Annotated in this window: 12 protein-coding genes; 6 read left to right on the plus strand and 6 right to left on the minus strand. The window is 71.9% G+C overall.

Annotated elements, in window-relative coordinates; translation table 11 throughout:
- Nucleotides 1-121: 121 nt before the first annotated feature.
- The 3 genes from O2W53_RS20705 to O2W53_RS20715 form a co-directional block, all read right to left on the minus strand.
- Nucleotides 122-2353, minus strand: a complete 2232-nt coding sequence (locus O2W53_RS20705) for a PhoX family protein (protein WP_269164949.1) — start codon at nucleotides 2351-2353, stop codon at nucleotides 122-124.
- A 232-nt stretch (nucleotides 2354-2585) separates the two neighbouring features.
- On the minus strand, nucleotides 2586-2990 hold the full coding sequence (locus O2W53_RS20710) for a DUF3037 domain-containing protein (protein WP_269164950.1): 405 nt from the start codon (nucleotides 2988-2990) through the stop codon (nucleotides 2586-2588).
- Complete coding sequence (locus O2W53_RS20715; protein ID WP_269164951.1) at nucleotides 2987-3856, minus strand: HipA family kinase; 870 nt, start codon at nucleotides 3854-3856, stop codon at nucleotides 2987-2989. Before O2W53_RS20715 ends, O2W53_RS20710 begins: the two co-directional genes overlap by 4 nt.
- Nucleotides 3857-3896: 40 nt before the next feature.
- Here O2W53_RS20715 and O2W53_RS20720 point away from each other — a divergent pair, with 40 nt between their 5' ends.
- Nucleotides 3897-4445, plus strand: a complete 549-nt coding sequence (locus tag O2W53_RS20720) for a DUF1990 family protein (RefSeq protein WP_269164952.1) — start codon at nucleotides 3897-3899, stop codon at nucleotides 4443-4445.
- A 2-nt stretch (nucleotides 4446-4447) separates the two neighbouring features.
- On the opposite strand, the gene O2W53_RS20725 is transcribed toward O2W53_RS20720, so the two are convergent.
- Complete coding sequence (locus O2W53_RS20725) at nucleotides 4448-5317, minus strand: formate/nitrite transporter family protein (protein WP_269164953.1); 870 nt, start codon at nucleotides 5315-5317, stop codon at nucleotides 4448-4450.
- A 178-nt stretch (nucleotides 5318-5495) separates the two neighbouring features.
- On the opposite strand from O2W53_RS20725, the gene O2W53_RS20730 reads away from it, so the two are divergent.
- Nucleotides 5496-7607, plus strand: coding sequence for a catalase (locus tag O2W53_RS20730; protein ID WP_269164954.1), 2112 nt, complete (start codon nucleotides 5496-5498; stop codon nucleotides 7605-7607).
- A 48-nt stretch (nucleotides 7608-7655) separates the two neighbouring features.
- Here the strand turns inward: O2W53_RS20730 and O2W53_RS20735 are convergent, their stop codons facing one another.
- Nucleotides 7656-8381 (minus strand): FAD-binding oxidoreductase, encoded by a 726-nt coding sequence (locus tag O2W53_RS20735; RefSeq protein WP_269164955.1) that lies wholly within the window; start codon nucleotides 8379-8381, stop codon nucleotides 7656-7658.
- Nucleotides 8374-8985, minus strand: a complete 612-nt coding sequence (locus O2W53_RS20740) for a sulfite oxidase-like oxidoreductase (RefSeq protein WP_269164956.1) — start codon at nucleotides 8983-8985, stop codon at nucleotides 8374-8376. Before O2W53_RS20740 ends, O2W53_RS20735 begins: the two co-directional genes overlap by 8 nt.
- Nucleotides 8986-9192: 207 nt before the next feature.
- Here O2W53_RS20740 and O2W53_RS20745 point away from each other — a divergent pair, with 207 nt between their 5' ends.
- The 4 genes from O2W53_RS20745 to O2W53_RS20760 all read left to right on the plus strand — a co-directional run bounded on the left by O2W53_RS20745 (nucleotide 9193) and on the right by O2W53_RS20760 (nucleotide 13116).
- A complete protein-coding gene (locus O2W53_RS20745) occupies nucleotides 9193-9903 on the plus strand; it encodes a succinate dehydrogenase cytochrome b subunit (protein WP_269164957.1) in 711 nt (236 codons plus the stop codon).
- 17 nt (nucleotides 9904-9920) lie between these two features.
- On the plus strand, nucleotides 9921-11867 hold the full coding sequence (locus O2W53_RS20750; RefSeq protein WP_269164958.1) for a fumarate reductase/succinate dehydrogenase flavoprotein subunit: 1947 nt from the start codon (nucleotides 9921-9923) through the stop codon (nucleotides 11865-11867).
- On the plus strand, nucleotides 11864-12643 hold the full coding sequence (locus O2W53_RS20755) for a succinate dehydrogenase/fumarate reductase iron-sulfur subunit (protein ID WP_269164959.1): 780 nt from the start codon (nucleotides 11864-11866) through the stop codon (nucleotides 12641-12643). The genes O2W53_RS20750 and O2W53_RS20755 overlap by 4 nt, the downstream gene beginning before the upstream one ends.
- 92 nt (nucleotides 12644-12735) lie before the next feature.
- Nucleotides 12736-13116, plus strand: a complete 381-nt coding sequence (locus O2W53_RS20760) for a thiol-disulfide oxidoreductase DCC family protein (protein ID WP_269164960.1) — start codon at nucleotides 12736-12738, stop codon at nucleotides 13114-13116.

Genomic DNA, 13116 nt, shown 5'->3' on the forward strand with positions numbered 1-13116 from the left:
GAACGGCAGCAGAAACCAGGGTGACCGGTGGGGTCCCTGGGGACGACCGGGCGTGTCGCGCCGAGGCACTGGCGCAGCAGGAGCCCGGCCGCAGGTACAGCCGGGCTCCTGCGTCACCGGGTCAGCTGCCGATCCGACCGCCGTCGGGCCGGAAGACGACCGCCACGCTGGGCCGCGGGTACGGCCGCTCGGCCAGCCGGTCCGGCCAGGTGCTCGACGGCGCCTCCCGGGTCGACCCGGGCGTCTCCCCGGGGTGCTGCACCGCGACGAAGACCGAGCGGACGTCCGGGGTGATCAGCGGACCGCTGCACTCCGCACCGATCGGCACCGTCAGGAACGCCTTGAGGTGGCCACGCTCCGGCCCCGCCGTGGGCACGGCGAAGAGCCCGTCGTTCGTCCCGGCGTACGTGCCGACCTCCCGGTTCCTCGTCGAGAGCACGGTCCCGTCGGTCGAGATCCACAGGTTGCCGGCGGGGTCGAACTCGAGGTTGTCCGGGCACGAGAGGGCACTGACCTGCGTCTTGTCGTAGCCGGCGAAGTAGGTCCCCGGGGTCTCCGGGTCACCGGCCACGATGAACACCCGCCAGTAGAAGTCGTCCCCGGCGATCCCGTCGGTCTCCAGCCACTCCAGCACGTGGCCGTTCCGGTTCCCGTCCCGCAACTCGTAGGTGCCGTCCTCGAGGTCGAAGGCGAAGGACCGGGACACCGGGTTCGCCTCGTCGGCCACCTCGCGCTGGGAGTTGTTGGTCAGCGCGGCGTAGACCCGCCCGTTGACCGGGTTCACCTGGATGTCCTCGGGCCGGTCCATCCGGGTGGGCAGCTGGGACGGGTCGACGACCACGGGTGCGGCCGGGTCGGGGAAGTCGCCATTGGCGTCCAGCTGCTTGCCCAGCCGGTCGGCGGCCAGCCGGGTGAAGGTGAGCACCCAGGGCACCGACTTGCCGGGGATCATCGACTGCCCGTCCTTGACCAGGGGGAGCCAGTGGCCGGTGCCGTCGAACTCACCGTCGGCGGGCAGCGTCGCGAGGCCGTCGATCTGCTCGGGCGGCGAGTCGCCGGTGAAGCGTCCGACGTAGAGGTCCCCCTCCTCCAGCAGCGTCATGTTGTGCGCGCGCGACGCGCGGTCGAAGCCGGGCCGGTAGCGCTTCTTCGACACGAACTTGTAGATGTAGTCGAACCGCTCGTCGTCGCCGGAGTAGGCGACCACGCGGCCGTCCTCGGCGATCCGGACGTTGGCCCCCTCGTGCTTGAAGCGCCCGAGCGCCGTCCGCTTCTTCGGCGTGGAAGTGGGGTCGTACGGGTCGAGTTCCACGATGTACCCGAAGCGGTTGGGCTCGTTGGGCTCCTGGGTGACGTCGAAGCGGGGATCGACCTGGTCCCACCGGCGGCCGCCGGGCTCCTCCGTGGAGATCCCGTAGCGCGACCACCGCGGCTCCCTCGGGTCCTCCGCGAACGGCGTCGACGGCCCGAAGTACTGGTTGAAGTTCTCCTCCCCGTGCAGGGTGGTGCCCCACGGCGTCGTGCCGCCGGCACAGTTGTTCAGCGTCCCGAGGACGTGGCGGCCCGCCGGGTCGGCGTTGGTCTGCACGTACTCCGAGCCGGCCGCCGGTCCGGTGAGCTCGAAGGTCGTCGCCGGCGTCAGCCGACGGTTGCGCTTCCCCCGCGGGTCCGGTCGCCAGTTGCCCGAGTCCCCGTCCCGGTGCAGCTCCACGACCGAGAGCCCGTGGGCCATCATCGCGATGCGCTTCTGCTGGTCGGTGGTGGGCGCGTCCTCGTCCGCCACGCCCGCGAACATGAGCTGCTCGTTGGTGTACTCGTGGTTGACCACGATCAGCGCCCGGCGCCCGCTCCGGTCCAGGGGCAGCACTCCGATGTAGTCGCAGTTGTAGCCGAACTGCTTCGCCTGGGCCTCCGGCGTCTGGTTGTCGACGTCGAACTCCGGTGCACCCGGTTCCACCGGATCGCCCCAGCGCAGGACGACGGCGTACTCGTAGCCGGTGGCGGTGACGAGCTCGTCGAGGAAGTTCTGCTCGACCGGCTCGAAGGTGAGCGGTGCCTCCGGGTGCGGCTGCCAGCCTCCGCCCGGCCCCCCGGTGGCCAGCGCGGGCGTGGTGCGCAACGGCCCCGCCGCCACGACCAGCGCCCCGGCGCCGGCGGCCTTCAGCAGGGTCCGCCGGCTGAAGGCGCTCTCGACGACCTCGCCGATGGTCGGGTTGTCCGACTTGTTCGGTACGGGGACGTCACAGGCGTTGCCGCACTTGTAGTGGCACGTCGTGTGCGTCCGACTGCCATGGCGGAAGGAGTCCAGGAGAGGGAGAAGCAGACGACGGCGGGTGGGCGCGATGTCCGTCATGGGAAGTCCTCTGGTCAGGTGGGGCGCTGAGGACCGGGACGCTAAGTGACGTGCATCACTCTCTCGACGGGCGGGGGGCGAATGCTGGGTGACCCGTGGGATCCCGGCGGGGCGTCTGAGCGCATCGTGTCGAGTCGCAAACGCTGAGTAGCCACCGCCCGGGACGGGTGCGGCGTCGGGGCCGCGGCCACGCCACCGGAGCGGACAGGACCGCGCTCCTCGGACTGGGAGGTCAGGCCCGGACGGGGAGGACCAGCAGCCGCAGCAGGCGGTCGGCCTCGGCGTCCGGGTCGGCGGTGAGCCCGGTGTGCACGGCGCTGGGCTGGACGACCGTGCTGCGCGGCGCGGTCAGCCAGCGGAACCGCGACCCCAGCGCCTCCCGCCCGGCGGCGCCCGCCCCGACCGCGGCGGAGCAGACGTCGGCCGCCGCCTGCAGCGCGGCGGTGATCGCCACCGGGTCCGCGGTCGGGTCGAGCGCGCGCAGCCGGTCGGCGTCCAGGTGCAGCCGGGAGCCCAGGTAGTCCCGCTGCCGGCAGTAGACCAGCACCCCGGCGTTGAACGACTCCCCACGCTCCACCCGCGGCACCACCCGGAGCACTGCGTACTCGAAGGTGTCCCTGAGTGTCACAGCCCTCATCGCTGGGTCACGCCCTCCGGCGGCGGCGGGCCGAGCCAGGTCGGCCGGTTCTCCCCCCGCGGCGCGGTCCGTCGGCCCGCTCCTCCGGTCGCGGCCGCCGCGACGACGCCGGGGAGCCAGGTCTCGCGGGCAGCCAGCCGCTGCAGCAACTGCCCGACGTAGCGGGCGCGGACCTCGTCGGCGGGCTCCGCGGCCGTCGGTCCCTCCAGCCACGCATCGGGCACCTGCGCCAGCACCTCGGTGAGCAGCGGGCCGGTGACCTGCGGGGCCAGCGCGGCGTCGGCGGCCACGACGTCGGGGTCGCACTCGACCAGCGCGTGCTGGGCCGCATCGTACGCGCGGGGGACGGCGGCGGGCGCCCCCGGCCAGTTGTGGTGGAACGTCAGCGCGGCACCGTGGTCGATCAGGTGCAGTCGCCCGTGCCAGAAGAGCATGTTCGGGTTCCGCCACGACCGGTCGACGTTGCCGATCAGCGCGTCGAACCAGAGCACCCGCCCGGCCAGCTCCGGGTCGACTTGGGCCGCACCCGCCTCGAAGTCCAGTGCACCGGGCAGGTAGTCCATCCCGAGGTTGGTGCCCGCGGAGTTGCGCAGCAGCTCCTGGACCTCCTGGTCCGGCTCCCCCACCGCCAGCTCCGGGACGACGTCCACCGTCACCAGCGCGGGCACCGGCAGGGAGAGCCGGCGGGCCAGCTCCCCGCAGACCACCTCGGCGGCCAGCACCTTCACGCCCTGCCCGGCAGCCCGCCACTTGACCACGTAGGTGCCGAGGTCGTCGGCCTCCATGAGCCCCGGCAGCGAGCCACCCTCGCGCAGCGGGGTGACGTAGCGGGTGGCGGAGACGGCGGGGAGCACAGTGCTGCGCACCCTACCGGCGGGCCGGGGCCCGTCCGGGGACACTGACGCGGTGGGACTCCTCCGCCGCACGACGCTGCCGCAGCTGGCCGACGCGCCGTTCACCTACCCGGAGGTCGGGGCCACACAGGAGGCGACGCTGCCCGCCGGCTACGACCACGTCGAGCGGTCCGTCGTCGTCGGTTCGGGCCGGGCGGAGTTCGACCGGGCCGGGGCTGCGGTGTTCCGCTGGGCCGCTCAGCGCAGCGCGGGCCTGCGGGTCCTGGCCGACGGGCCGGCCAGCACCCCGGGCACGGTCGTGCTGATGACCGCGGGGCTGCGCCGGCTGGGGCTGGACGTCCCCTGCCGGGTGGTGTGGGCGGTCGACGAGCCCGCTCGGCGCGGGTTCGGTTACGGCACGCTGCCCGGGCACCCGGAGAGCGGTGAGGAGTGCTTCGTCGTCACGCTGGAGCCCGGTGGCGACGTCGTCTACACGCTGCGGGCGTTCTCCCGGCTGGCGACGCCGCTGGCCCGGCTGGGCGCGCCGGTCAGCCGGCGGGTGCAGCGACTGGCCCTGGACCGCTACGTCGTGGCGATCCGTCGGGCCGCGCAGGCCGGCTGACCTCAGTGGCCGGCCTTGGCCCGCTCCTCCTTGATCATGTCCTTGCTGCGGACCAGCCGGAGCAGGGTGACCACGAACAACCCGCCGGCCATGTTGAGCAGCACGGTGTACCAGAGCCAGGCCAGCCAGTCGCCGTAGCCGAACGGCGCCCCGGCGTGCAGCGCGGCGAAGATGATCAGTGAGTCCAGGATCGAGTGGAACAGCTGCAGCCCGGCAAGCACGAAGGCGCCGCCGATCGCAGCCACGATCTTGGCGGGGTCGGACTCGGTGCCGTGCTGCATCCGGGTCATCAGCGTGATGGCGATCCCGGCCAGGAAGGCCAGCGACGCCGACTGCAGGTCCAGCGGCGACTCCACGAAGTGGACGGCGCTCTCGATCGCGGTGGCCCGCAGGTCCGGGAAGGCCCGGACGACCAGCCACATGAACACCCAGCCGCCCAGCAGGTTGGCCACCAGGGTGCCGCCCCAGAGCTTGCCCAGCTGGGCGAAGCTGGCCCGACCGGCGGCCACGGCGGTCACCGGGACGAGGAAGCCCTCGGTGAACAACTCGCTGCGGGCCAGCAGGAGGGCGATGAAGCCCACCGAGAAGGCCAGCCCGGCCAGCAGGTGGCTGCCCGTCTCGGCGTAGACGGCGAAGAGCAGCAGCACCCCGGTGCCGACCTCCAGCCCGCCGGCGAAGCCGGTGGTGAGCACCTCACGCCAGTTCCGGTGCAGTCGCTGCGCACCGTCGCTGACGATGGCGTCGAAGGCCTCTTGCAGCTCGTCCTCGGTGGCGCCGTCGGCGTCGCCGAGCTCCTCGCGCGCCGCGTCGGTGTCGGCGAACTCCTCGTTGGAGGGGTTGGTCTCCCCGAGGTCCTCACGGGTGGTGCCCACGGTGCTCTCCTGCCACGACGGCCGGGCAGTCGGGCGCCGCGGTCCTGCGCGGGCCTACCCGCTGCCGACCCGACCACACCCGACACCGACCACGTCACACGTCGTCGGGCGCCGTTTCTGCACCGCCGAGGACCGGGTAGCGGACCTCGACCCCTCCTCCGAGCACAGGAGCTCCCGCATGCCCCCGAAGCGCCAGCCCGACCAGTCCGCCCCGGCCACCGTGAGCGCCACCGGCGTGGCCTACGAGGGCCCCGAGAAGGGCCGGGACCCCCGCGCCCAGGCCGGCGAGTTCCTCACCACGCCCAACGGCGTGCGCATCCCGGACACCGACCACTCGCTGAAGGCGGGACGCCGCGGGCCGGTGCTGCTGGAGGACTTCCACCTCCGCGAGAAGATCATGCACTTCGACCACGAGCGGATCCCGGAGCGCGTGGTGCACGCCCGCGGCGCCGGGGCGCACGGCGTCTTCACCGCCTACGGCAACGCGGCCGGGGTCACCCGGGCCGCGGTGCTGGCCGAGGAGGGCCTGGAGACGCCGGTGTTCGTCCGGTTCTCCACGGTGCTGGGCTCGCGCGGCTCGGCCGACACCGTGCGCGACACCCGCGGTTTCGCGACGAAGTTCTACACCAAGGAAGGCACCTGGGACCTGGTCGGCAACAACATGCCGGTCTTCTTCATCCAGGACGCGATCAAGTTCCCCGACATCATCCACGCCGGGAAGCCGCACCCGGACCGGGAGATCCCGCAGGCGCAGTCGGCCCACGACACGTTCTGGGACTTCGTCTCCCTGCACACCGAGGCGACCCACCACACGATCTGGAACATGAGCGACCGGGGCATCCCGCGCTCCTACCGGACGATGGAGGGCTTCGGCATCCACACCTTCCGGCTGGTCAACGCCGACGGCGAGACGTCGCTGGTCAAGTTCCACTGGAAGCCCAAGCTCGGCGTGCACTCCCTCATCTGGGAGGAGGCGCAGATCGCCGCCGGCGTCGACCCGGACTTCCACCGCCGCGACCTGGCCGACGCCATCGAGGCCGGCGCGTACCCGGAGTGGGAGCTCGGCGTCCAGGTCATGCCGGACACCGACGAGGAGACCTTCGAGGGGATCGACCTGCTCGACCCCACGAAGATCGTCCCGGAGGAGCTCTGCCCGGTGCAGCGGATCGGGAAGCTGGTGCTGACCGGCAACCCGACGAACTACTTCGCCGAGACCGAGCAGGTCGCCTTCCACACCGGCCACCTGGTGCCCGGCATCGAGGGCACCAACGACCCGCTACTGCAGGGCCGCAACTTCTCCTACCTGGACACCCAGCTGAGCCGGCTCGGTGGCCCGAACTTCACCCAGATCCCGATCAACCGCCCGCACGCCCCGGTCAACGACAACTCCCGGGACGGCTTCCACCAGCACGGGATCCCCGAGGGCCTGGCGGCGTACAAGCCGAACAGCGTGGACGACGACTCCCCCGCCCTCGCCGACGCGAGCCAGGCGGCCTACGTGCACGTCCCGCGGAAGGTCGCCGGCGAGGTCGTCCGGGGCGCCCCGGCGTCCTTCGACGACCACTTCTCGCACGCCGCGCTGTTCTACGCGAGCCTCTCGGCGGACGAGCAGGAGCACGTCGCGGAGGCGTACACGTTCGAGCTCGGCAAGGTCTACGAGCAGGCGATCAAGGAGCGCACGCTCGGCGTGCTGGCGAAGATCGACACCGAGCTGTGCCGGGCGGTGGCAGAGGGCCTCGGCCTGCCGGCACCGGAGGGGACGCCGGTGGAGCACCTGGCGCCCAGCCCGGCACTGGCCCAGGTGACCGGGGCGTCCTACCCGATCGAGGGCCGGCTGGTCGGCGTCGTCGCCGGCCCCGGCGCCGACATCGCCGGGGTCACCGCGCTGCGCGAGGCGCTGGAGGCCGAGGGCGCGATGACCAAGCTGATCGCCCCCACCGGCGGCGAGCTGAGCGACGGGGGCGCCACCGAGGTCGTGGAGCGGACCTTCGTGACCGCGCGGTCGGTCGAGTTCGACGCGGTCGTCGTCGCCGGTGGTGCGCCGAAGGAGAAGGACGTGAAGTCGGTCGTCCTGCTGCTGGAGAGCTACCGCCAGCTCAAGGCGATCGGCGCGTGGGGCGACGGCGCCGACGTGCTGACCGCCACCGGCATCGACGTCGACGGCCCCGGCGTGCTGACCGCGGACAGCGCCGGTGCCCTGGTCGGTGACCTGATCGCGGCGATGGGCAAGCACCGCGTCTGGGAGCGGGCGCCGCTGGTCACCGCCTCGCAGGTGCCGCCGGCCGCCTGACCCGCACCGGGGTGCCGGGACGCAGGCGACTGCGTCCCGGCACCCCGGTCAGCGCTTCGGCAGCTCCAGCGCCGACGGCCCGAACCGCTCCACCCGCACCGACTCCGGCGGCAGCCCCAGGCCCACCAGGAGCTGACTGGCCGACTCGGCGAAGCCCGCGGACCCGCACACGAAGGCGGTCTGCCCGGGCTCCCACAGCGGGAGCAGGTCCATCGCGGTCAACCGGGCCCCCGGGCGGATGCCGTGCGTCTCCCGGGTGAGCGCGATCAGCGCCCCTGCCTCGACCAGCTCGTCGGCGTAGGGCAGCTCGGCGAGCGTGCGGGCGGAGACCGCCACCCGGAGCAGGTCCAGCCTGCCCAGCGCCCGGGCGTGCCGGACCATCGCGACCAGCGGGACGACGCCGCTCCCCCCACCGACCAGCAGTGCCGGGGTGACGCCGTCCCAGACGAACCAGCCACCGATCGGGCCGCGGACCTCCAGCTCGTCACCGGGCTCCACGACGTCGGCGAGGTAGGTGGAGACCTCGCCGTCGTCCAGCCGCTCGACGAACAGCTCCACCAGCGGGTCGCCCGGCGCCGAGGCCACCGAGTACGAACGCTGCGCGGTGTACCCGTCCTCGGCGGTCAGCCGGACGACGTAGTGCTGGCCGGGCAGGTGGCCGATGCGGTCGTGCACGTCCAGCCGCAGCTCCACCGCCCGGGCGATCGGCCGGCGCAGCCCGGCGACAGTCGCCGTGGTCCAGCCGCCCGCCGGCGCCCGTCCTCCGTCAGTCACCCTGGTACCGCTGCTGCTTCCACGGGTCCCCGCGGTCGTGGTAGCCGTTCTGCTCCCAGAAGCCGGGCTGGTCGCGCTTGAGCACGGTGATCCGGCTGATCCACTTGGCGCTCTTCCAGAAGTACAGGTGCGGCACCAGCATCCGCACCGGCCCGCCGTGCTCGGCGGTCAACGGCTTGCCGTCGAACTCCCACACCAGCCACGCCTTGCCACCGGTGACGTCCTCGATCGGCAGGTTCGTGGTGTAGCCGGTCTTGGACGTCGCCATCACGAACCGGCCCTCGGCCGTGGGCTGGGCGATGTCGAGCAGCGAGTCGACGCTGATGCCCCCGAACCGGGTGTCGAACTTCGACCAGGTGGTGACGCAGTGGATGTCACCGCGGTACTCGGCCGACGGCAGCGCGTGCGCCTCGTCCCAGGTCCAGGTGGTCGGGGTGGCCACCTCGCCGTCGACGGTGATGCTCCAGGTCTCCGGGGCGATCCGGGGCGTGGGCTCGGCGGTCAGCACCGGCCAGTCACTGCCGGCGTCGTACTGGCCGGGTGGGAGCCGGGGGTCTCCGGCCGCGCGGCGGCGGCCGAGGAAGCCGCGGGTTGGTCCAGGCACGTCGTCGTCCTCTCGGGGCACCGGACTGGGGCGAGGACGATCTTCCTCCACCCCCGGGGCCGCCGTCTCCCTGGGTGGTGACACCGCTCCCCCGGCCGGGCCGGTCCCCCGTCCGGACCCCCGGAACGGTCAGGGTCGCCTTACATGAGCTGTGTCACGGTGCGTTCACCTGGGTGTCATGTGGGCACTGGGCTTACCTTTGGCCCTGTGGCGACAGTGACGACGCAGCCGGCCCAGCGCAGGGCCCCCAAGACCGGCCGGTTCGACAACTCGGTCGTGAAGAAGACCGTCATGGCGGTCAGCGGGATCATCATGATCCTCTACTTGCTCGCCCACATGGTGGGCAACCTGAAGGCCTTCTCGGGTCCCGAGTCGTTCAACAGCTACTCCGGGTGGATCCGCACCATCGGTGAGCCGGCGCTCCCGGCCCAGACGGCGCTGTGGATCATCCGGATCGTGCTGCTCGCCGCGGTGGTGCTGCACTTCTGGGCGGCCATCTCGCTGTGGCGCCAGGCCCGGCGCGCGCGCCCGGTGCCCTACGTGACCAAGAAGCGGGTGCAGCAGAGCTTCGCCTCGCGCACCGTCCGCTGGGGCGGGCTGATCCTGGCGCTGTTCATCATCTGGCACATCCTGGACCTCACGCTCGGTGCGGTGAACCCGGTCGGTCACGACTCCACGCCCTACGACCGCCTGGTCGCCAGCTTCTCCAACATCCCGATCACGCTCTTCTACGTGGTCTCGATGGTGCTGCTCGGCCTGCACCTGCGGCACGGCATCTTCGCCGCCACGCAGACCCTCGGCCAGACGAACAAGCGCCGCGAGCGCGCCGTCAACGGCCTCGCCTACCTCGTCGCAGGGGTCATCACCGTGGGCTTCCTGCTCGTACCGCTGTCCGTCGCCTTCGGCTTGATCGACTGAGAGAGAAGGACACCGTCATGCCTCTCGAGCTCTTCACCGTGGGCGAGCCCATCGCCGACACCACGGCACCCCGCGACGTCCCGCTCCCCGACCGCTGGAACGAGCGCAAGTTCCGCGCCCGGCTGGTCAACCCGGCCAACCGTCGCCGGCTCTCGATCATCGTCGTCGGCACCGGCCTGGCCGGTGGCTCGGCGGCGGCCACGCTGGCCGAGATGGGCTACCGGGTCAAGAACTTCTGGTTCCAGGACAGCCCCCGGCGCGCGCACAGCGTCGCGGCCCAGGGCGGCATCAACGCGGCCAAGAACTACCGCAACGACGGCGACAGCGTGCACCGGCTGTTCTACGACACCGTCAAGGGCGGTGACTTCCGCTCCCGCGAGGACAACTCCTACCGGCTGGCCGAGGTCAGCGCCGCGATCATCGATCAGGCCGTGGCCCAGGGCGTGCCGTTCGCCCGTGAGTACGGCGGCCTGCTGGACAACCGCTCCTTCGGTGGCGCCCAGGTCTCGCGCACCTTCTACGCCCGTGGCCAGACCGGCCAGCAGCTGCTCTACGGCGCCTACCAGGCCCTCGAGCGGCAGATCGGGCTGGGCAACGTCGAGCAGCACCCGCGCACCGAGATGCTCGACCTGATCGTCGTCGACGGGAAGGCCCGGGGCATCGTCGTCCGGCACCTGATCACCGGCGAGATCACCAGCCACTTCGCCGACGCCGTGGTGCTGGCCTCCGGTGGCTACAGCAACGTCTTCTACCTCTCCACCAACGCCAAGGGCTCCAACGTCACGGCGGCCTGGCGGGCGCACAAGCGCGGCGCGCTGTTCGCCAACCCCTGCTACACGCAGATCCACCCGACCTGCATCCCGGTCAGCGGCGACTACCAGTCGAAGCTGACGCTGATGAGCGAGTCGCTGCGCAACGACGGTCGGGTGTGGGTGCCCAAGGAGCGCGGCGACGACCGCAACCCCAAGGACATCCCCGAGGACGAGCGGGACTACTACCTCGAGCGCAACTACCCGGCGTTCGGCAACCTGGTGCCCCGCGACATCGCCTCGCGCCAGGCGAAGGCGGTCTGCGACGAGGGCCGTGGTGTCGGGCCGAACGGCCTGGGCGTCTACCTGGACTTCAGCGACGCCATCGCCCGGGTCGGCCAGGCCGCCATCGAGGCGAAGTACGGCAACCTCTTCGACATGTACAACCGGATCACCGGTGAGAACGCCTACGAGACCGGGATGCGGATCTACCCGGCCGTGCACTACACGATGGGCGGGCTGTGGGTCGACTACGACCTGTCGTCCAACATCCCGGGTCTGTTCGTCATCGGTGAGGCCAACTTCTCCGACCAGGGCGCCAACCGGCTGGGTGCCAGCGCGCTGATGCAGGGCCTGGCCGACGGCTACTTCGTGCTCCCCAGCACGATCAGCAACTACCTCGCCGACGGGCCGTTCCCCGCGGTCGACGCCACCCACCCGGCGGCGGTCGAGGCCGAGCAGTCCGTCCGCGCCCAGACCGAGCGGCTGCTGTCGATCAACGGCACCCGCACGGTGGCCTCGTTCCACCGCGAGCTGGGCAAGCTGATGTGGGACCTGTGCGGCATGGAGCGTTCGGAGCCGGGCCTGCGCAAGGCGCTGGACCGGATCCCGGAGATCCGGCACGAGTTCTGGACCAACGTCAAGGTCTCCGGCGAGCAGGGCATCTTCAACCAGAACCTGGAGCACGCCGGCCGGGTCGCCGACTTCATCGAGCTCGCCGAGCTGATGTGCGTCGACGCACTGCACCGCAACGAGAGCTGCGGCGGCCACTTCCGGGCCGAGAGCCAGACGCCGGAGGGTGAGGCGCTGCGCGACGACGAGAACTACGCCTACGTCGCCGCGTGGGAGTACACCCCGGAGGGCGAGCCGCCGGTGCTGCACCGCGAGGCCCTCGAGTACGAGTACGTCCACCTCGCACAGCGGAGCTACAAGTGACCAGCACAGAGACACGGACGATGAGCCTGACGCTGCGCATCTGGCGTCAGCGCGACCGGACCAAGAAGGGCAAGATGGTGACCTACCACGTCACCGACGTCTCGCCCGACATGTCGTTCCTCGAGATGCTCGACGTGCTCAACGAGAAGCTGATCCTCGACGGCGACGACCCGGTGGCCTTCGACCACGACTGCCGCGAGGGCATCTGCGGCTCCTGCGGTCTGATGATCAACGGCATCGCGCACGGCCCGGAGCAGACCACCGTGTGCCAGCTGCACATGCGGTCGTTCTCCGACGGTGACGTGCTGGACATCGAGCCCTGGCGCGCCGGCGGTTTCCCGGTGGTCAAGGACCTCGCGGTCGACCGGTCGTCCTTCGACCGGATCATCTCCGCCGGCGGGTTCATCAGCGCTCCCACCGGCACGGCTCCCGAGGCGCACTCCACCCCGGTGCCGAAGAAGAACTCCGACGCCGCCTTCGACGCCGCGACGTGCATCGGGTGCGGTGCCTGCGTGGCGGCCTGCCCGAACGGCTCGGCCATGCTGTTCACCGCGGCCAAGGTCTCCCACCTCGGGCTCATGCCGCAGGGCCAGCCCGAGCGGGACAGCCGGGTGCTGAAGATGGTGGCCCAGCAGGACGCCGAGGACTTCGGTGGCTGCAGCAACATCGGCGAGTGCTCCGCCGTGTGCCCCAAGGGCATCTCGATGGAGACCATCTCCCGGCTGAACCACGACCTGCTCGGCGCGCTGCGGGCCGGCGGCGTCCCGACCAGCTGAACGAAGGACGCGACCGAACGGGCCGGTACCCCACTGGGGTGCCGGCCCGTTCGTCGTCCTGCGAGTCGATGTGGAGACACACGATGACCCCCGTGACCGGACCCGCGCTCGTCTTCGACGGCGACTGCGCCTTCTGCACCCGCTGCGCCGACGTGGCCCGGCGGCTGCTGCCGGCCGACGTGCGAGTGGTCCCGTGGCAGTCCACCGACCTGGCGGCGGCCGGGGTGAGCGCCGCACGGGCGCAGACGGAGGTGCTGTGGTTCGACCGGGACGGCGCGGTGGCCGGTGGTGCCCCGGCGGTCGCGCAGGCCCTGCGGGCGGCGGGTCTGCCGTGGTCGGTGCCCGGCGTTGTCCTCTCCGTGCCGCCGGTGCGGTGGGTCGCCCCGATCGCCTACCGGCTGGTGGCGACCAACCGGCACCGGCTCCCCGGCGGGACGGCGGCCTGCCGGGTGCCCCCGCCGGACGCCGGCTGA

It is taken from the genome of Modestobacter sp. VKM Ac-2978, assembly GCF_026968025.1.
Lineage (GTDB): Bacteria > Actinomycetota > Actinomycetes > Mycobacteriales > Geodermatophilaceae > Modestobacter.

Bases quoted from the DNA above. Each gene is read 5' to 3' on its own strand.
- O2W53_RS20705 (WP_269164949.1), bottom strand. From the start codon at position 2,353: ATGACGGACATCGCGCCCACCCGCCGTCGTCTGCTTCTCCCTCTCCTG.
- O2W53_RS20710 (WP_269164950.1), bottom strand. From the start codon at position 2,990: ATGAGGGCTGTGACACTCAGGGACACCTTCGAGTACGCAGTGCTCCGG.
- O2W53_RS20730 (WP_269164954.1), top strand. From the start codon at position 5,496: ATGCCCCCGAAGCGCCAGCCCGACCAGTCCGCCCCGGCCACCGTGAGC.
- O2W53_RS20750 (WP_269164958.1), top strand. From the start codon at position 9,921: ATGCCTCTCGAGCTCTTCACCGTGGGCGAGCCCATCGCCGACACCACG.